General features: G+C 43.9%; 11 protein-coding genes. 4 read left to right on the top strand and 7 right to left on the bottom strand.

Annotation, left to right across the window (positions count from 1 at the left end; all coding sequences use genetic code 11):
* The 3 genes from PSE7429_RS16620 to PSE7429_RS16610 form a co-directional block, all read right to left on the bottom strand.
* On the bottom strand, positions 1 to 819 hold an 819-nt coding region (locus PSE7429_RS16620), incomplete at its 3' end, for an IS30 family transposase (protein ID WP_009628440.1).
* A 79-nt stretch (positions 820 to 898) separates the two neighbouring features.
* Complete coding sequence (locus PSE7429_RS16615; RefSeq protein ID WP_009628439.1) at positions 899 to 1,495, bottom strand: tetratricopeptide repeat protein; 597 nt, start codon at positions 1,493 to 1,495, stop codon at positions 899 to 901.
* A 134-nt stretch (positions 1,496 to 1,629) separates the two neighbouring features.
* Complete coding sequence (locus PSE7429_RS16610; protein WP_009628438.1) at positions 1,630 to 2,337, bottom strand: Uma2 family endonuclease; 708 nt, start codon at positions 2,335 to 2,337, stop codon at positions 1,630 to 1,632.
* Positions 2,338 to 2,669: 332 nt separating this feature from the next.
* Here PSE7429_RS16610 and dnaG point away from each other — a divergent pair, with 332 nt between their 5' ends.
* Positions 2,670 to 4,634: a DNA primase gene (gene dnaG / locus PSE7429_RS16605; protein WP_009628437.1), complete on the top strand. Its 1,965-nt coding sequence runs from the start codon at positions 2,670 to 2,672 to the stop codon at positions 4,632 to 4,634.
* A gap of 7 nt (positions 4,635 to 4,641) precedes the next feature.
* Here the strand turns inward: dnaG and PSE7429_RS16600 are convergent, their stop codons facing one another.
* Positions 4,642 to 5,367 (bottom strand): Uma2 family endonuclease, encoded by a 726-nt coding sequence (locus PSE7429_RS16600; RefSeq protein ID WP_009628436.1) that lies wholly within the window; start codon positions 5,365 to 5,367, stop codon positions 4,642 to 4,644.
* Between the two features lie 218 nt (positions 5,368 to 5,585).
* The gene (locus PSE7429_RS16595) at positions 5,586 to 6,803 is read right to left on the bottom strand and encodes a chromate transporter (protein ID WP_009628435.1); all 1,218 of its coding nucleotides are present in this window, start codon (positions 6,801 to 6,803) and stop codon (positions 5,586 to 5,588) included.
* A gap of 166 nt (positions 6,804 to 6,969) precedes the next feature.
* Between PSE7429_RS16595 and PSE7429_RS16590 the strand changes: the two genes are divergently transcribed.
* On the top strand, positions 6,970 to 7,542 hold the full coding sequence (locus PSE7429_RS16590) for a gamma-glutamylcyclotransferase family protein (RefSeq protein WP_009628434.1): 573 nt from the start codon (positions 6,970 to 6,972) through the stop codon (positions 7,540 to 7,542).
* Between the two features lie 216 nt (positions 7,543 to 7,758).
* Here PSE7429_RS16590 and tkt read toward each other — a convergent pair whose 3' ends face one another.
* Positions 7,759 to 9,762 (bottom strand): transketolase, encoded by a 2,004-nt coding sequence (gene tkt / locus PSE7429_RS16585; RefSeq protein WP_009628433.1) that lies wholly within the window; start codon positions 9,760 to 9,762, stop codon positions 7,759 to 7,761.
* A gap of 114 nt (positions 9,763 to 9,876) precedes the next feature.
* Positions 9,877 to 10,578, bottom strand: a complete 702-nt coding sequence (locus PSE7429_RS16580) for an MgtC/SapB family protein (protein WP_009628432.1) — start codon at positions 10,576 to 10,578, stop codon at positions 9,877 to 9,879.
* Positions 10,579 to 10,862: 284 nt separating this feature from the next.
* On the opposite strand from PSE7429_RS16580, the gene PSE7429_RS26385 reads away from it, so the two are divergent.
* Entirely contained in the window at positions 10,863 to 11,009 is a 147-nt protein-coding gene (locus PSE7429_RS26385; RefSeq protein WP_009628431.1) for a hypothetical protein, read from the top strand.
* 218 nt (positions 11,010 to 11,227) lie between these two features.
* Complete coding sequence (locus PSE7429_RS16575; protein WP_009628430.1) at positions 11,228 to 12,409, top strand: amino acid ABC transporter permease; 1,182 nt, start codon at positions 11,228 to 11,230, stop codon at positions 12,407 to 12,409.
* Positions 12,410 to 12,507: the final 98 nt, after the last annotated feature.

The following is a 12,507-nucleotide window of genomic DNA, read 5'->3' as shown; positions in this document are numbered from 1 at the left end:
CAATCCATTCGTGTGTTCATTCAATCCGCGCTCCCATGAATGATAGGGATTTGCAAAGAAAGTCTCTATTTGCAGCCTTTCGGATAGCTTCTCATGTCCACAGAATTCTCTGCCATTATCAAAGGTCATTGTCTTTCGGAATGTTGACTTCACTGGCTCAAATAGCTTGAGTGTTACTCTATTTATCTCGTCCATTGTCTTGTTCTTAGCTAGTCCAGCAAGTAAGTACTTTGATGCTTTATCAACATGGGTAACTACGATACATGTGTGGTTACAACCGATTACCGTATCACTTTCCCAATGTCCTATCTCTGTCTTTAAATCCGCAATCTTCGGACGATTCTCAATTCCTACTCGATTAGGGATACCACCTCGTTTCTGGTTGCGGCTTTTGCGCCGCCTTTGCTTCTGCTTTTGCCGCAGATATTGTTGATATATTCCCATCTCTTGATGGTTTGCATAGATCATCAGATAAATCGTCTCATAGCTGATTTTACCTAACCCCTCCCGTTTCATCCTCCCTGCCAGTTGCTCTGGGCTGTGGTGTTGCTCTAAACGTTGCTTTACTTCGACAATCGTCTTGTCACTGATGCTCTGGAATCTTACCTTTGCTTGCTTCCGTCTTGCCTGCATCAGGGCTACTGCCGTATCTGGCAGATATCCGATCTCGCGTTCATCTGTGTTCCGCGATAGCTCTCTGGATATCGTACTTTTGTTGCGTTTCATCCGACGACCAATCTCTGTCATTGATAGTTGCTCGATTACTCTCAGTTTATACAGTTCACTTCTTTCGGTGATGCTAAGATGAGTAAAGCTCATGAGGATATCCTGTGTGTTGTGATTATCATCAGATTATCCTTATGAGTCCCTTTATGCAAAGATCTCTAGGTGTTGCATTTCATCCTTGAATTGGCGGCTCTAACTCTAAGCATTGTTCAAATAATTCAGAAGCTCGTTGATACTCTCCTTGTTCTACTAACGCATTTGTGTAGCTGTTTAATGTGGGAATATTTCGATCATTCAATTCCAAAGAAAGTTCAAAAGCTTCAGATGCCTTTAAGTATTCGCCAACTTTGACAGCAGTATTTGCATAAGCAGTCAATAATCTAAAATTTTTATAATCTATTTTAATTCCATGCTCTAGTACTTTTAAAGCTTTTGCAAATTCTTTTTGAGATGATAGTGTTCTCGCATAATTCATAAGTGTGGTTATGTCATCTGGATTTATAAGTAGGGATTTATCAAATAAATTGTTAGCTTCCTGATAACGTCGAGCATTACTCATTGCCATTGCATAACAACTTAAAGTAATTCCATTATTTGGATCGATAGCTAAAGATTGCTCAAATAATGCGATCGCCTCTTCTAACTTTCCTGCCTTAGATAAATCTTTAGCTTTTTTACTTAGTTCCCTTGCCTTCACTAACTCACTAGAATTAACTACTTCACTAGAAGCATCTCTCTTATTTGCACCTTGTGAAGTAGAACCACTCATATCAAAACCCTGCTTATTCTTAACTCATATTTCAAAGCGATGTCATCTATACTATGACCTAAACCCGAAATATATCATTCAAATCTAGTTTAGCCCTTCTTTATGATTATTTACTGAATATAGCGATCGCTAATCTATTCATCATCAATACCAAGCGATCGCAACTTTGCTAATAACAGATCCACCTGTTTCTGTGCAGCATCAGCCCGATACCTCTCGATATCAGCTTTTTCTTCACCAGTGAGATAGCGATCGCCTTTTTGATCAAACCAGCTTAAAACTTCGCGTTTAAAGCGATCGCTTGGCAATACAGCACGACCAATACCTAAGCCGATCTCTGGCATCCATAGAGGTTCACCAATCTGTAATTGGTAATCTCCATCAACTAATTTATAAATCTCAAAGGGCAAATGTCCATCGCGCCGCCAGAATTGAGGATTGTAAATTACATAATACTTGACCCCTAATTTGCGATAAATATCTAATTTTTTCTCGTATTCATCACCATAGCTATGGGATACAACTTCTATGGTCAAAATCGGGGCAGTATATTCTTCTTCCCACATTACGTAACTGCTACGTGAACCACCATTTTTACGACGTTCCACTCCCAAGCTCAAAAACCCATCGGGAATTACGGGAACTCTCGGACTTACGCCAGTGGTGTGATAAATTCCCATATCTACACCAAAGTACCAATCATCGCGATTTTTCCAAATGTATTCCAACAAGAACAATAGCAAATTTGGTAAAAAGTTTTGGTCTTCGTTATCCACGGGCGTATCGTCAGAATCAGGTAATTCGTCACTGGTGGGCAGATGTTTGAGATCGACTTGTAGCATCCGAATAACCTCAAAAGCCTCTTAGCTATTTACTTGCGCTATCTACTTGAGCTATCAAGTTGCTATTATAGGCGATCTCTAAAGCTGTAAGAACCAAAATCCGAATGCGTAGTGCCCACTACGCGGGCGCTACCTACTGATACGTACTTCTAGGTTTTACCGCAATTATCAATCAAACGAACCATAAGGAAATTCTTGAAAACGCTGCGAAGCAACGCTTTCAAGAATTTCCTTGGTTTGGGTTTGAGCGCAAAGCGCTGTAAGTTTATTTTTTGAGGTTGATTGATATAAAATGTATGGAGCATACTGCGGTTTATAAATAAGCGATCGCTATGTCTGCACAGTACCAGATCCACAAAGATACGATTGACCAAGTAAGTCAAAAAGCAGACATTGTCGATATCGTGTCTGAGCGCGTCGTGCTACGCAAAAGTGGGGCGAATTTTCGGGGAGCCTGCCCTTTTCACAACGGCACAAACGCCACCGCCTTAACCGTTAACCCATCGCGACAGATGTACCACTGCTTTAACTGTGGGGCAGCAGGTGGGGCAGTTAAGTTTTTGATGGAGATCGATAAGCGATCGTTCTCTGACGTAGTTTTAGATTTGGCAAAACGTTACAACGTTCCCATTCAAACTGTCGAGCCAGAAAAAGCTCAAGAAATTCAGCGTCAAATCTCCCATCGCGATCGGCTATACGAAGTAATGGCATTGACGACGAGCTTTTATCAACACGCACTTCATGCCCATCAAGGACGAGACGCATTAGCCTATCTCACTGAAAAGCGGCAAATGAGCCAAGATACCATCCAGAAATTTCAACTAGGTTATGCGCCTGCGGGTTGGGAAACCCTGATGGGATATCTGGTACAGCAAAAGCAGATTCCCATGAAGCTTGTGGAAGAAGCGGGTTTAATCGTTCCGCGTAAAACGGGAAATGGATTTTACGATCGCTTTCGCGATCGCTTGATGATTCCCATTCACGATACTCGTGGTCGGGTAATTGCCTTTGGCGGACGCTCGCTCGGTGATGAGGAACCCAAGTATTTAAACTCGCCTGAAACGGAACTCTTTAGCAAGGGTACTGTTTTATTTGCGATGGATAAGGCAAGAGATGAGATTGCCAAATCCGATCGAGCAATTGTCGTCGAGGGATATTTTGACGCGATCGCTTTGCATCAAGCGGGAATTGGACAAGCGATCGCTACGATGGGTGTTGCTCTCAATGCCGACCAGATGAAGCAATTGCTGCGCTATACCGAATCCAAAAATGTAATTTTAAATTTCGATGCGGATAAAGCAGGAATTACGGCAGCAGAAAAGGCGATCGCAGGATTTAAAGAATTAGTTTTTAATGGAACTGTGCAATTACGAGTTCTGACGATGCCCGATGGCAAAGATGCCGATGAATATCTGAAGCAACATAGCGCTGGAGCCTATCAAGCTTTACTCGAAAATGCGCCACTATTTCTCGATTGGCAAATCGACCAAATTCTATCGGGACAGGATCTCAATCAAGCCGATCGCTTCCAAAAGAGTAGTCAAGCGATCGCGCAATTATTAAACAATCTGCCCGTCGATTCCTTCTTTCGTACCCATTACATTCATAGTTCCGCCCAAAAATTATCTCAAGGAAATTCTTACCTAGCATTGCGCCTAGAGCAAGATCTGCGCCGCCAATTACGCAATACCAGATGGAATAGTAATAAACCCGCTCCATCACTCTCCCCTACAACCAATGCGTTGCATTCTGCGGAAGCCCAACTTTTGCAAATCTATCTGCATTTTCCTCAACATCGCGCCTACCTATACCAAGAGATTGCCGAAGAAGAGAATATTGAATTTACCCAATCGAATCATCGCTATCTTTGGCAAACAATTCTCAATCTTCTCCAAGCCAATAAAACTTCCCTTGCAACGGAAGAACCCTATCCCGATCATCTAGTCCAACAATTACAAATTCTCTGTGCGGAACAAGAAGAAGTCGCCCAACAATTGCAGCATCTGCTTTGGCTCGATGAAAACTCCCGCGTTGCCCTACTACGCCCTCAAATTGTTGTAAGAACGGCGATCGCGAAAATTCAATACATCATGTGTGAGAAACATGAAAAGGACTGGCTGAGTAAATATCAAAGCACGGATGTGATTGCCAATCCCGACTTTGGCTATGAATGTCAAGCTAAAATCAAAGAAGCAAAACAACGCAAAGCAGAAATTAGCAAACTGATCGGGGTTAATTATCTCGATTTATCTGGTGGTAGTAGCAGTACTAGTGATAAGAATGTTATTGAATTTTAAATTAAATTTAAGTCAGCGTATCGGGATCGACACCAAGTTCGCGTAACTTTGCTGCTAGTATTTCCGATCTTTGCCGTTCTCGTTCAGCTTGTTCAGCGCTCCATAGTAACAACTTGCCAGAGCGATCGTACCAACGCAACCAATTCATCGATTGCCCTAACCGCGTTCCCAACCAAATTCCGAGAAATAAATCTAGTTCTGGAATCCATACCTGCCCTTGACTATTCGGTTCTTGCAGCACATACCGACCATTCTGTAAACATCTCACCTCTATACTCGATACGGAAGGATCGTAGATGACATAGGTCGGGACTTGCAAAATTCTTTCGTAAAAATAAAGCTTGCCATAGGGAGGGGTTGCCCTAATCGAAAGTTCGCCACCCTCTGTCTCTGATAGAAACTCCATTACGATCGCCACGGGTTCGCCTTCTAGATTTGGGGTATAACTGCGCCGCGCAAACTCTTCGCTAATGGGATTAACTCTAGGCACGTAAAACCAGTCAGGGGCTTTGACGATAGTTCGCGAATTTACGGAGGCAACTAAACCAAAGCTAGACCCAACAAGCATTTCTGGTTGGATTAGTCCTGCGGCTCCTAAGGCATCGGTGAGTGCCGCAGCTAAAATCGGTTGTTGAATATTTTCCACGGGATCATCGGGTAATACGAAGTCGGCGGGTAAAGCTTCCCAAGTAATGTTTGGCTCGATTTTAATGGGTGAGACTTGGAGAACCATAAAATTGACCTCAACCGCAAAAGTTTTAGTAATTTGCTTATTAAGTAGTTCGACATAATTAAAAACCAAAACCAGAGAGCATACCGCCCGCTATGCGGGCGGTATGCTCTTCTAGGCTTTAAGTTTACTTATGCCTAGCTTATTAGTAATTTGCTTAGTAATTTGCTTAGTATAGCGTTTCCTTCTTTGTGTGAAGATGTCCCACATGGAGTTCGGGACTATTGATAAAACTTAAGTAGCCAACCGATCGCACCGCCAGCGAGTACTAACCAGACCGAATTTAATTTCGGAAATTTAAGCAGAATGGCAAGACTGGCGATCGCAATAACAATTGTCCAAATATCGGTTAGAGTTCCGCGTCCTAATTCCCATGCTACGGCTGCCATCAAACCAATGGAAGCAGCATTCACTCCATCTAAGAAACCCGCAGTCCAAGGTGATTTACGTAATTTTGAGACAAAGGGATTTATCAATGGAACTAACATAAATGCGGGTAAGAAAATACCAATCGTCGCCGCGATCGCTCCCAAATTTCCTGCAATAAGATAACCAATAAAGGTTGCCGTCGTTAAAATTGGACCAGGAGTAAATTGCCCGATCGCTACAGCATCCAATAACTGCTGTGAAGTCAACCAATGCAGGCGATCGACAAATTCTTGTTGCACAAAAGCCAATAGGACATACCCACCACCATAGAGGAAGGAACCAATTTTAAGAAAGCTCCAAAATACAGCTAGCCAAGTTTTCGGGTGACTTTCGGTAGCGATCGCGCCCAAGGTAAATGTTCCCCAAGACAAAGGAGAAATCGTCAAGGATAAAAATCGAAACTTTTTGAGAGAATGGAGATTAGCGACTAAGGCGACAATCAGACCAGCACTCAGCATGAGAATGATTTCGTTAATAGAAAGTAAATATAAGACCAACACCAAAATGCCCGCGCTCCAAGTTGCAGCACTTTTTAGTCCCGATCGCCCTAGTTTGGTCAAAGCTTGAAGAACGATCGCGATAATTACGGGTTTGATCCCGTAAAGTAGCCCACCAGCCGTAGGAATTGATTGGTACTGCCCATAGGCGATCGCCAATCCCCATGTCATTAGCATCGCAGGCAAAATAAAACAACTTCCCGCGACAAGCATCCCTTGCCACCCAGCCCGCTCCAAACCCACATGAATTACTAACTCGGTGGAATTTGGTCCTGGAATTAAATTGCTAATACTCAGCAAGTCTAATAACTTCTCCCGACTGAGCCATTGGCGACGCTGTACCACCTCCAATTCAATCTGGGCAATGTGAGCGGCAGGTCCACCAAAGGCAGTTATCCCTAATTTGCTAAAAACTAGGGCTATTTCACCTAAAGAAGTTTTTTTAGGTAACAGGGGCTCCCGATCATTGGGTAAATTTTCTGCCTCTAGATCTGTTTTTGTATACTCAGGCATATTTTTTTAAAATTATGTGCGACATACTCATTCCTATAAGCATTATTTAGAGTTTTTAAACCGCTAAAAACTTGTGAACTAGTTAATCCTGATGAGCATACACAAAGCTTTATACTTTTTGTAGGTATCACAGAATACTAAATAGTTTTTGCCAAATGTTATCGATATGGTAGATTCGCTCAAATCAAAGTCAATACAGCAGTTACAGACCTCAGTAGATTCTGAACTAGGATTATGTCCATCGGAGCCGATGTTTTATTACTTTGCTTACGGTTCCTGTATGTGTCCTGTAGATTTGAAGCGATCGCTGGGGGAAACAGCCCATCATTATGTCGTCGGGGTGGCGCGTTTAAGTGGATATAGGCTCGGTTTTTATTACCGATCGCCCCATCGCGATTGCGGTTGCTTGGATATTGTGAAGGATCCGAATTCCTATGTAGAAGGGGTTTTATATTGTTTGCCGATGCGCTTGAGCGATCGCTTAGATATCCGTGAGGATGTATCGCGAGGGGGCTACCAGCACGAACTGATAACAGTTACGGTTGATAAAAAGGTCTATGCAAATGTGCGGACTTACAGCGTTGTCAATAAGCTATCTCGTGAGCTCGCGCCCAATGAGTGGTACTCCAATGTAGTGCTGCGCGGTGCTTCTACCTGTGGCTTGACCGAAAAATACTTCTGGCAACTTTTCTATCACATTTACCGCTTGCAGTCCTATCACCAGCGTCAATATAGCTAAACAAAGCCTAGAGGAGCGTAACGAACACATGCCCGAAATCGACACAGTGGCAAACATCTAAAATATTAATGGTAAATCTCAAGATCGTCAAAAATATTGTATTTTGACAAGATTAGATGAAGATGTTCTGTTTATAAACCTAGAAAACAAAAAAAGCGCACTATGTGCGCTTTTTTGTTTGAGAAGCATTTCTAAAAGAAATGCTTCTTTATGTAATTAACCGAGAACCTTGCGAGAAGTTGCTACGACGTTATCAACGGTGAAGCCGAACTTCTCGTAAACAACTGGACCAGGAGCCGAAGCACCGAAGGTATCCATACCGATAACAGCGCCTTCAGAACCAACATACTTGTGCCAGCCAAAGGTGCTACCAGCTTCAACACTGACGCGCTTCTTGACAGAGACAGGAAGTACAGATTCCTTATACTCATCGGATTGCTCATTGTAGAGTTCTTGAGAAGGCATCGACACAACTCGAACAGCCTTACCTTCAGCAGCTAAGATTTCCGCAGCTTTCACAGCTAGAGCTAATTCGGAACCAGTAGCGATGATGATCAATTCGGGATTAGGGGCATCAACGACAATGTAACCACCCTTCTTCGCGCCTTCGATGGAAGTACCAGCGAGGTTCTTCACATTCTGACGGGTGAAAGCTAGGAAGCTAGGGCGCTTGCGGTTAGCGATCGCCACTTGGTAAGCAGCCACAGTTTCATTGGCATCTGCAGGACGGATGGTCAAGGAGTTAGGAATTACACGCAAGGAAGCGATGGTTTCTACGGGTTGGTGTGTAGGTCCATCTTCACCGAGCATTACGGAGTCGTGGGTCAGGATGTACAATGCACCGATTTCTGCTAGTGCCGAGAGACGCATTGCGCCACGCATATAGTCAGCAAATACGAGGAAGGTTGCACCATAGGGGATTGTACCGCCATGCAGCGCCATCCCATTCATGATTGCGCCCATACCATGTTCGCGAACGCCAAAACGGAAGTTACGACCTTCATAAGAACCGTATTGGAAATCAGCTAGCCCTTTCACATAGGTCATGTTGGAGTGAGCCAAGTCAGCGGAACCGCCCAAAAATTCAGGAAGTACGGGAGACAATGCATTCAAGCAAGCTTCAGAAAGAAGACGGGTTGAGGTTTCCTTTTGAGCGACAGGTTCAAGAGCCTTTTCCCAACCTTCAGGAAGTTCGCCAGCCATAATCCGCTTGAATTCGGCAGCTTCAGCAGGGTATGCTTTTTCGTAAGCAGCAAAACGCTCGTTCCACTCAGCTTCAGCCTTAGCACCCTTATCGATCGCTTGACGGAAACGGCTAAGTGCATCCGCAGGAACGTCAAAGGGTTCGTATTCCCAACCGAGGTTAGCACGGGTCGCGGCAACTTCATCACCACCAAGAGCCGCACCGTGAACGCCAGCAGTACCAGCTTTCTTAGGAGAGCCATAACCGATGGTGGTAGTAACCACGATCAAGCTAGGCTTGTCAGTGACAGATTTGGCTTCAGCCAAAGCCTTAGCGATCGCATCGAGATCTTCGTTACCATCAGCAACTTTAACAACGTGCCAACCGTAGGCTTCGTAGCGCTTGCCTACATCTTCGGTAAAGGCGAGGTCGGTACTGCCATCGATGGAAATACTGTTGCTGTCATACATCATGATCAGCTTGCCGAGCTTGAGGTGACCGCCCAAGGAAGCAGCTTCGGAAGCGATCCCTTCCATGTTACAACCATCGCCAAGGATGACATAGGTATAGTGATCGACGATATTGTGCCCTGGTTTATTGAAACGCGCCGCCAAATGGGCTTCAGCGATCGCTAAACCAACGGCATTACCAACACCTTGACCGAGAGGACCTGTGGTAACTTCTACACCATCAGTTTCAAAGTTTTCAGGATGTCCAGGGGTGGAGCTGCCCCACTGACGGAATTGCTTGATATCTTCGATGGTGACGCTGTCGTAGCCAGTCAAGTGGAGCAAAGAGTATTGCAACATGCAACCATGTCCTGCGGAGAGGACAAAGCGATCGCGATCTACCCACTTAGGATTCTTAGGATTAAACTTTAAAAACTGATCGAACAGCACAAAAGCCATTGGTGCTGCGCCCATCGGCAGACCGGGGTGACCAGATTTTGCTTTTTCGACCGCATCGATCGACAAAAAGCGGATGGAGTTAATGCAGAGTGTCTCAAGAGTTTGAGGTTTCGAGGGTGCAGCGACCATAGTTACAATTGCTTAAGAAAATTTGTACTCAATCAGGTATATTTTCCCTCAAAACTGTCCCATAACAATAACAAATTTTAATAATTGGTATCGCTTTACTCAATTTGCGATCGCTTAACCAAATTCTTGCTCAATGATTCGCCAATTTACAGACAGCACTCCTGGTTCTAGACTGAGGCGGCTAACAACCTGCTCTAATAATGAATCGTTGCGTTCCTGCGTCACCATTTCAGCTTCAACACTAACACGATCAGATTGTTCAGCCATATCTTCACTAAATAAAGATCGCAACTTGAGTTTTTTACCTTCAATTGACTGTAATAACAAAGCACGAACATGTGCTTCATCATTGGCACGACAGATCACGTCACAGCGATAACAAAGTTCTAACTCTGTACCTTTGAGCGGCTGTTGATTAATGCGATACCCTATAGGTCGTAACACAACATTGGCAAGTAATACCATACCTGTGCCAATGACAGCGTGCATCAATAATCCTGCCCCAGAAGTTGCACCGATCGCTGCTGCACACCAGAGAGTTGCCGCAGTATTCAGTCCGCGTACAGTCAAACCCTCCCGTAAAATTACGCCACCTGCTAAAAAGCCAATTCCTGAGACCACCTGAGCCGCAATGCGCGTAGGACTAGAATCACCCGTGGTGGATGCTGACAACATTACAAATATGGCTGCACCAGTTGCCACAAGAGTATTTGTTCTCAGTCCAGCCATTCTTTGCCGCCATTGCCTTTCTAATCCCAGTAGAGAGCCTAAGACAAAAGCTGCTACTAGTCGAATCGTAAATTCTAATAGAGTCATGTTTACGTCAATATGTAAGTCAATATATTCTTATAGCTTGGTTGCTCCAGATAGTTGAACCTACAATGATTTTGCAACACAGTAGAGTATCCCAGAACACTGGCAGCTCCAGTAAAATTAATGAATTTCATAGCAACATATGTCGAAACTCAAATAATTATTAAGGCAGCTTAAAATCAGCGATCCCTAACAATTTAAGTACTATCATATACACAGAATAGGAAAATAAATCCTAAATAAACCCCAAATCAAGTTCTCTAGATATTCCTTTAAAGGTGATAGTTATGAACGGCTTAAAACAAACATTCATGAATACGGTGGAATATCTAAGCGATGCGATCGCGAGGATTTTCAGCCCTAGTAAAGACAATTTTCCTGCTACAGGAGCCCAACCCTACAAGGGCGATCCCGCTTCCGAGAATAACAAATAAATTCCTTCTAAACCGAAAAGAGAATTGCAGCGCTCAGCGCTGCAATTCTCTTTTCGGTTTTATGTCCTGATATACTTAGCGACAACTAAGTAGCTAAGCGCAAACCCCAAAACCTATAGCGCACGCTGCGCGTGCGCTACAGGGTTTGATTCTGGGTTTTAATTATGCCTAGCTACTTATAAATTAAATCACACAAAAAATCATACAGATGCCGCTCTATGACGCAAAACCTGACTGCCCAGCCAACCATAGCAGCACCAAGTCCTTGGCAATGGATGAGGAAAAATCTATTTAGTAACTGGGTGAATAGTTTACTGACAATTTTTTGTCTATGGCTGCTCTATCAAGTTGTTGGCGGAGCATTGATTTGGGCGACGACCATAGCCCAGTGGTCAGTGGTCAGTAGCAACCTGCGTCTATTTTTAGTAGGGCTTTATCCCGTAACTGAATTTTGGCGATTGTGGAGTATTTTAGCGCTAGTCGGCACTCTTGCTGGTACTTCTTGGGGGTTGTGGGGGAGATTTAGCCGCTCAGTCGCGATCGCAATTGGAGCCCTGTCCATTGCCCTTGCGATTCTACTCCCCGTTGATCTCCTCTTTAGGGGCTTAACCTTAGCAATTAGTGGGACGATCGCGATTGGCTTTGTCATCGGACAGCAGAGCAAAAGGTTTACCCAAAGTTCTCTCCTTTTAGCGATCGCTTGGTTTGCATCTTTTCCTATATCACTGTGGTTAGTTGGCGGGAATTTAGGATTATCAGCCGTTGATGTAAATATGTGGAATGGATTAGTCCTCACTTTAATCGTCGCCATCTCTGGTATCACCTTCTCCTTTCCCCTAGGAGTTTTATTAGCTTTAGGCAGACAAAGTACCCTACCTCTGATCAAATTATTTTGTATCTTTTATATTGAGATTGTGCGGGGATTGCCCCTAATCGGCATCTTATTTATGGCGCAGGTAATGTTGCCCCTATTCTTACCCGCAGGTTTGGAAATCGATCGCGTTTTAAGAGCGATCGCCGCCTTCGTGTTCTTTAGTGCGGCTTATCTGGCGGAAAATGTTCGCGGGGGGTTACAATCTATTCCCAAAGGTCAAGCGGAGGCTGCGCGAGCATTGGGGCTCGGCATCCCCTCGACAATTGCTTTAATCATTTTACCCCAAGCCCTCAAAGCTTCCATTCCTGCGATTGTCGGACAGTTTATAGGATTGTTTAAAGACACTTCCCTAGTAGCGATCGTTGGTTTAGTCGATCTCATGGGTATATCGCGGACTGTATTATCCCAGCCAGAGTTTATCGGACGCTATGCTGAAGTCTATCTATTTGTCGCTCTGATCTATTGGATATTCTGCTTTTCCCTTTCTCAAGCCAGCCAAAAATTAGAAAAAAAATTTCAAAACTAAGTAGTTAACGTCAGTTCGGGTTAAGCTGGCAAATTTTAAAAGCCCAAAAATAAAAGCCTTGCTACGCAAGGCTTTTATTTTTGGGCTTCGAGAAAGGG

The sequence above is a fragment of the Pseudanabaena biceps PCC 7429 genome (assembly GCF_000332215.1).
Classification (GTDB): domain Bacteria; phylum Cyanobacteriota; class Cyanobacteriia; order Pseudanabaenales; family Pseudanabaenaceae; genus Pseudanabaena; species Pseudanabaena biceps.
Note: the sequence above shows the minus strand (reverse complement) of the source record. Positions and strands in the feature narration are given on the sequence as shown.

Coding starts and splice junctions, on each gene's coding strand:
- PSE7429_RS16615 (WP_009628439.1), bottom strand. CDS start 1,495: ATGAGTGGTTCTACTTCACAAGGTGCAAATAAGAGAGATGCTTCTAGT.
- PSE7429_RS16610 (WP_009628438.1), bottom strand. CDS start 2,337: ATGCTACAAGTCGATCTCAAACATCTGCCCACCAGTGACGAATTACCT.
- dnaG (WP_009628437.1), top strand. CDS start 2,670: ATGTCTGCACAGTACCAGATCCACAAAGATACGATTGACCAAGTAAGT.
- PSE7429_RS16600 (WP_009628436.1), bottom strand. CDS start 5,367: ATGGTTCTCCAAGTCTCACCCATTAAAATCGAGCCAAACATTACTTGG.
- PSE7429_RS16595 (WP_009628435.1), bottom strand. CDS start 6,803: ATGCCTGAGTATACAAAAACAGATCTAGAGGCAGAAAATTTACCCAAT.
- PSE7429_RS16590 (WP_009628434.1), top strand. CDS start 6,970: ATGGTAGATTCGCTCAAATCAAAGTCAATACAGCAGTTACAGACCTCA.
- tkt (WP_009628433.1), bottom strand. CDS start 9,762: ATGGTCGCTGCACCCTCGAAACCTCAAACTCTTGAGACACTCTGCATT.
- PSE7429_RS16580 (WP_009628432.1), bottom strand. CDS start 10,578: ATGACTCTATTAGAATTTACGATTCGACTAGTAGCAGCTTTTGTCTTA.
- PSE7429_RS26385 (WP_009628431.1), top strand. CDS start 10,863: ATGAACGGCTTAAAACAAACATTCATGAATACGGTGGAATATCTAAGC.
- PSE7429_RS16575 (WP_009628430.1), top strand. CDS start 11,228: ATGACGCAAAACCTGACTGCCCAGCCAACCATAGCAGCACCAAGTCCT.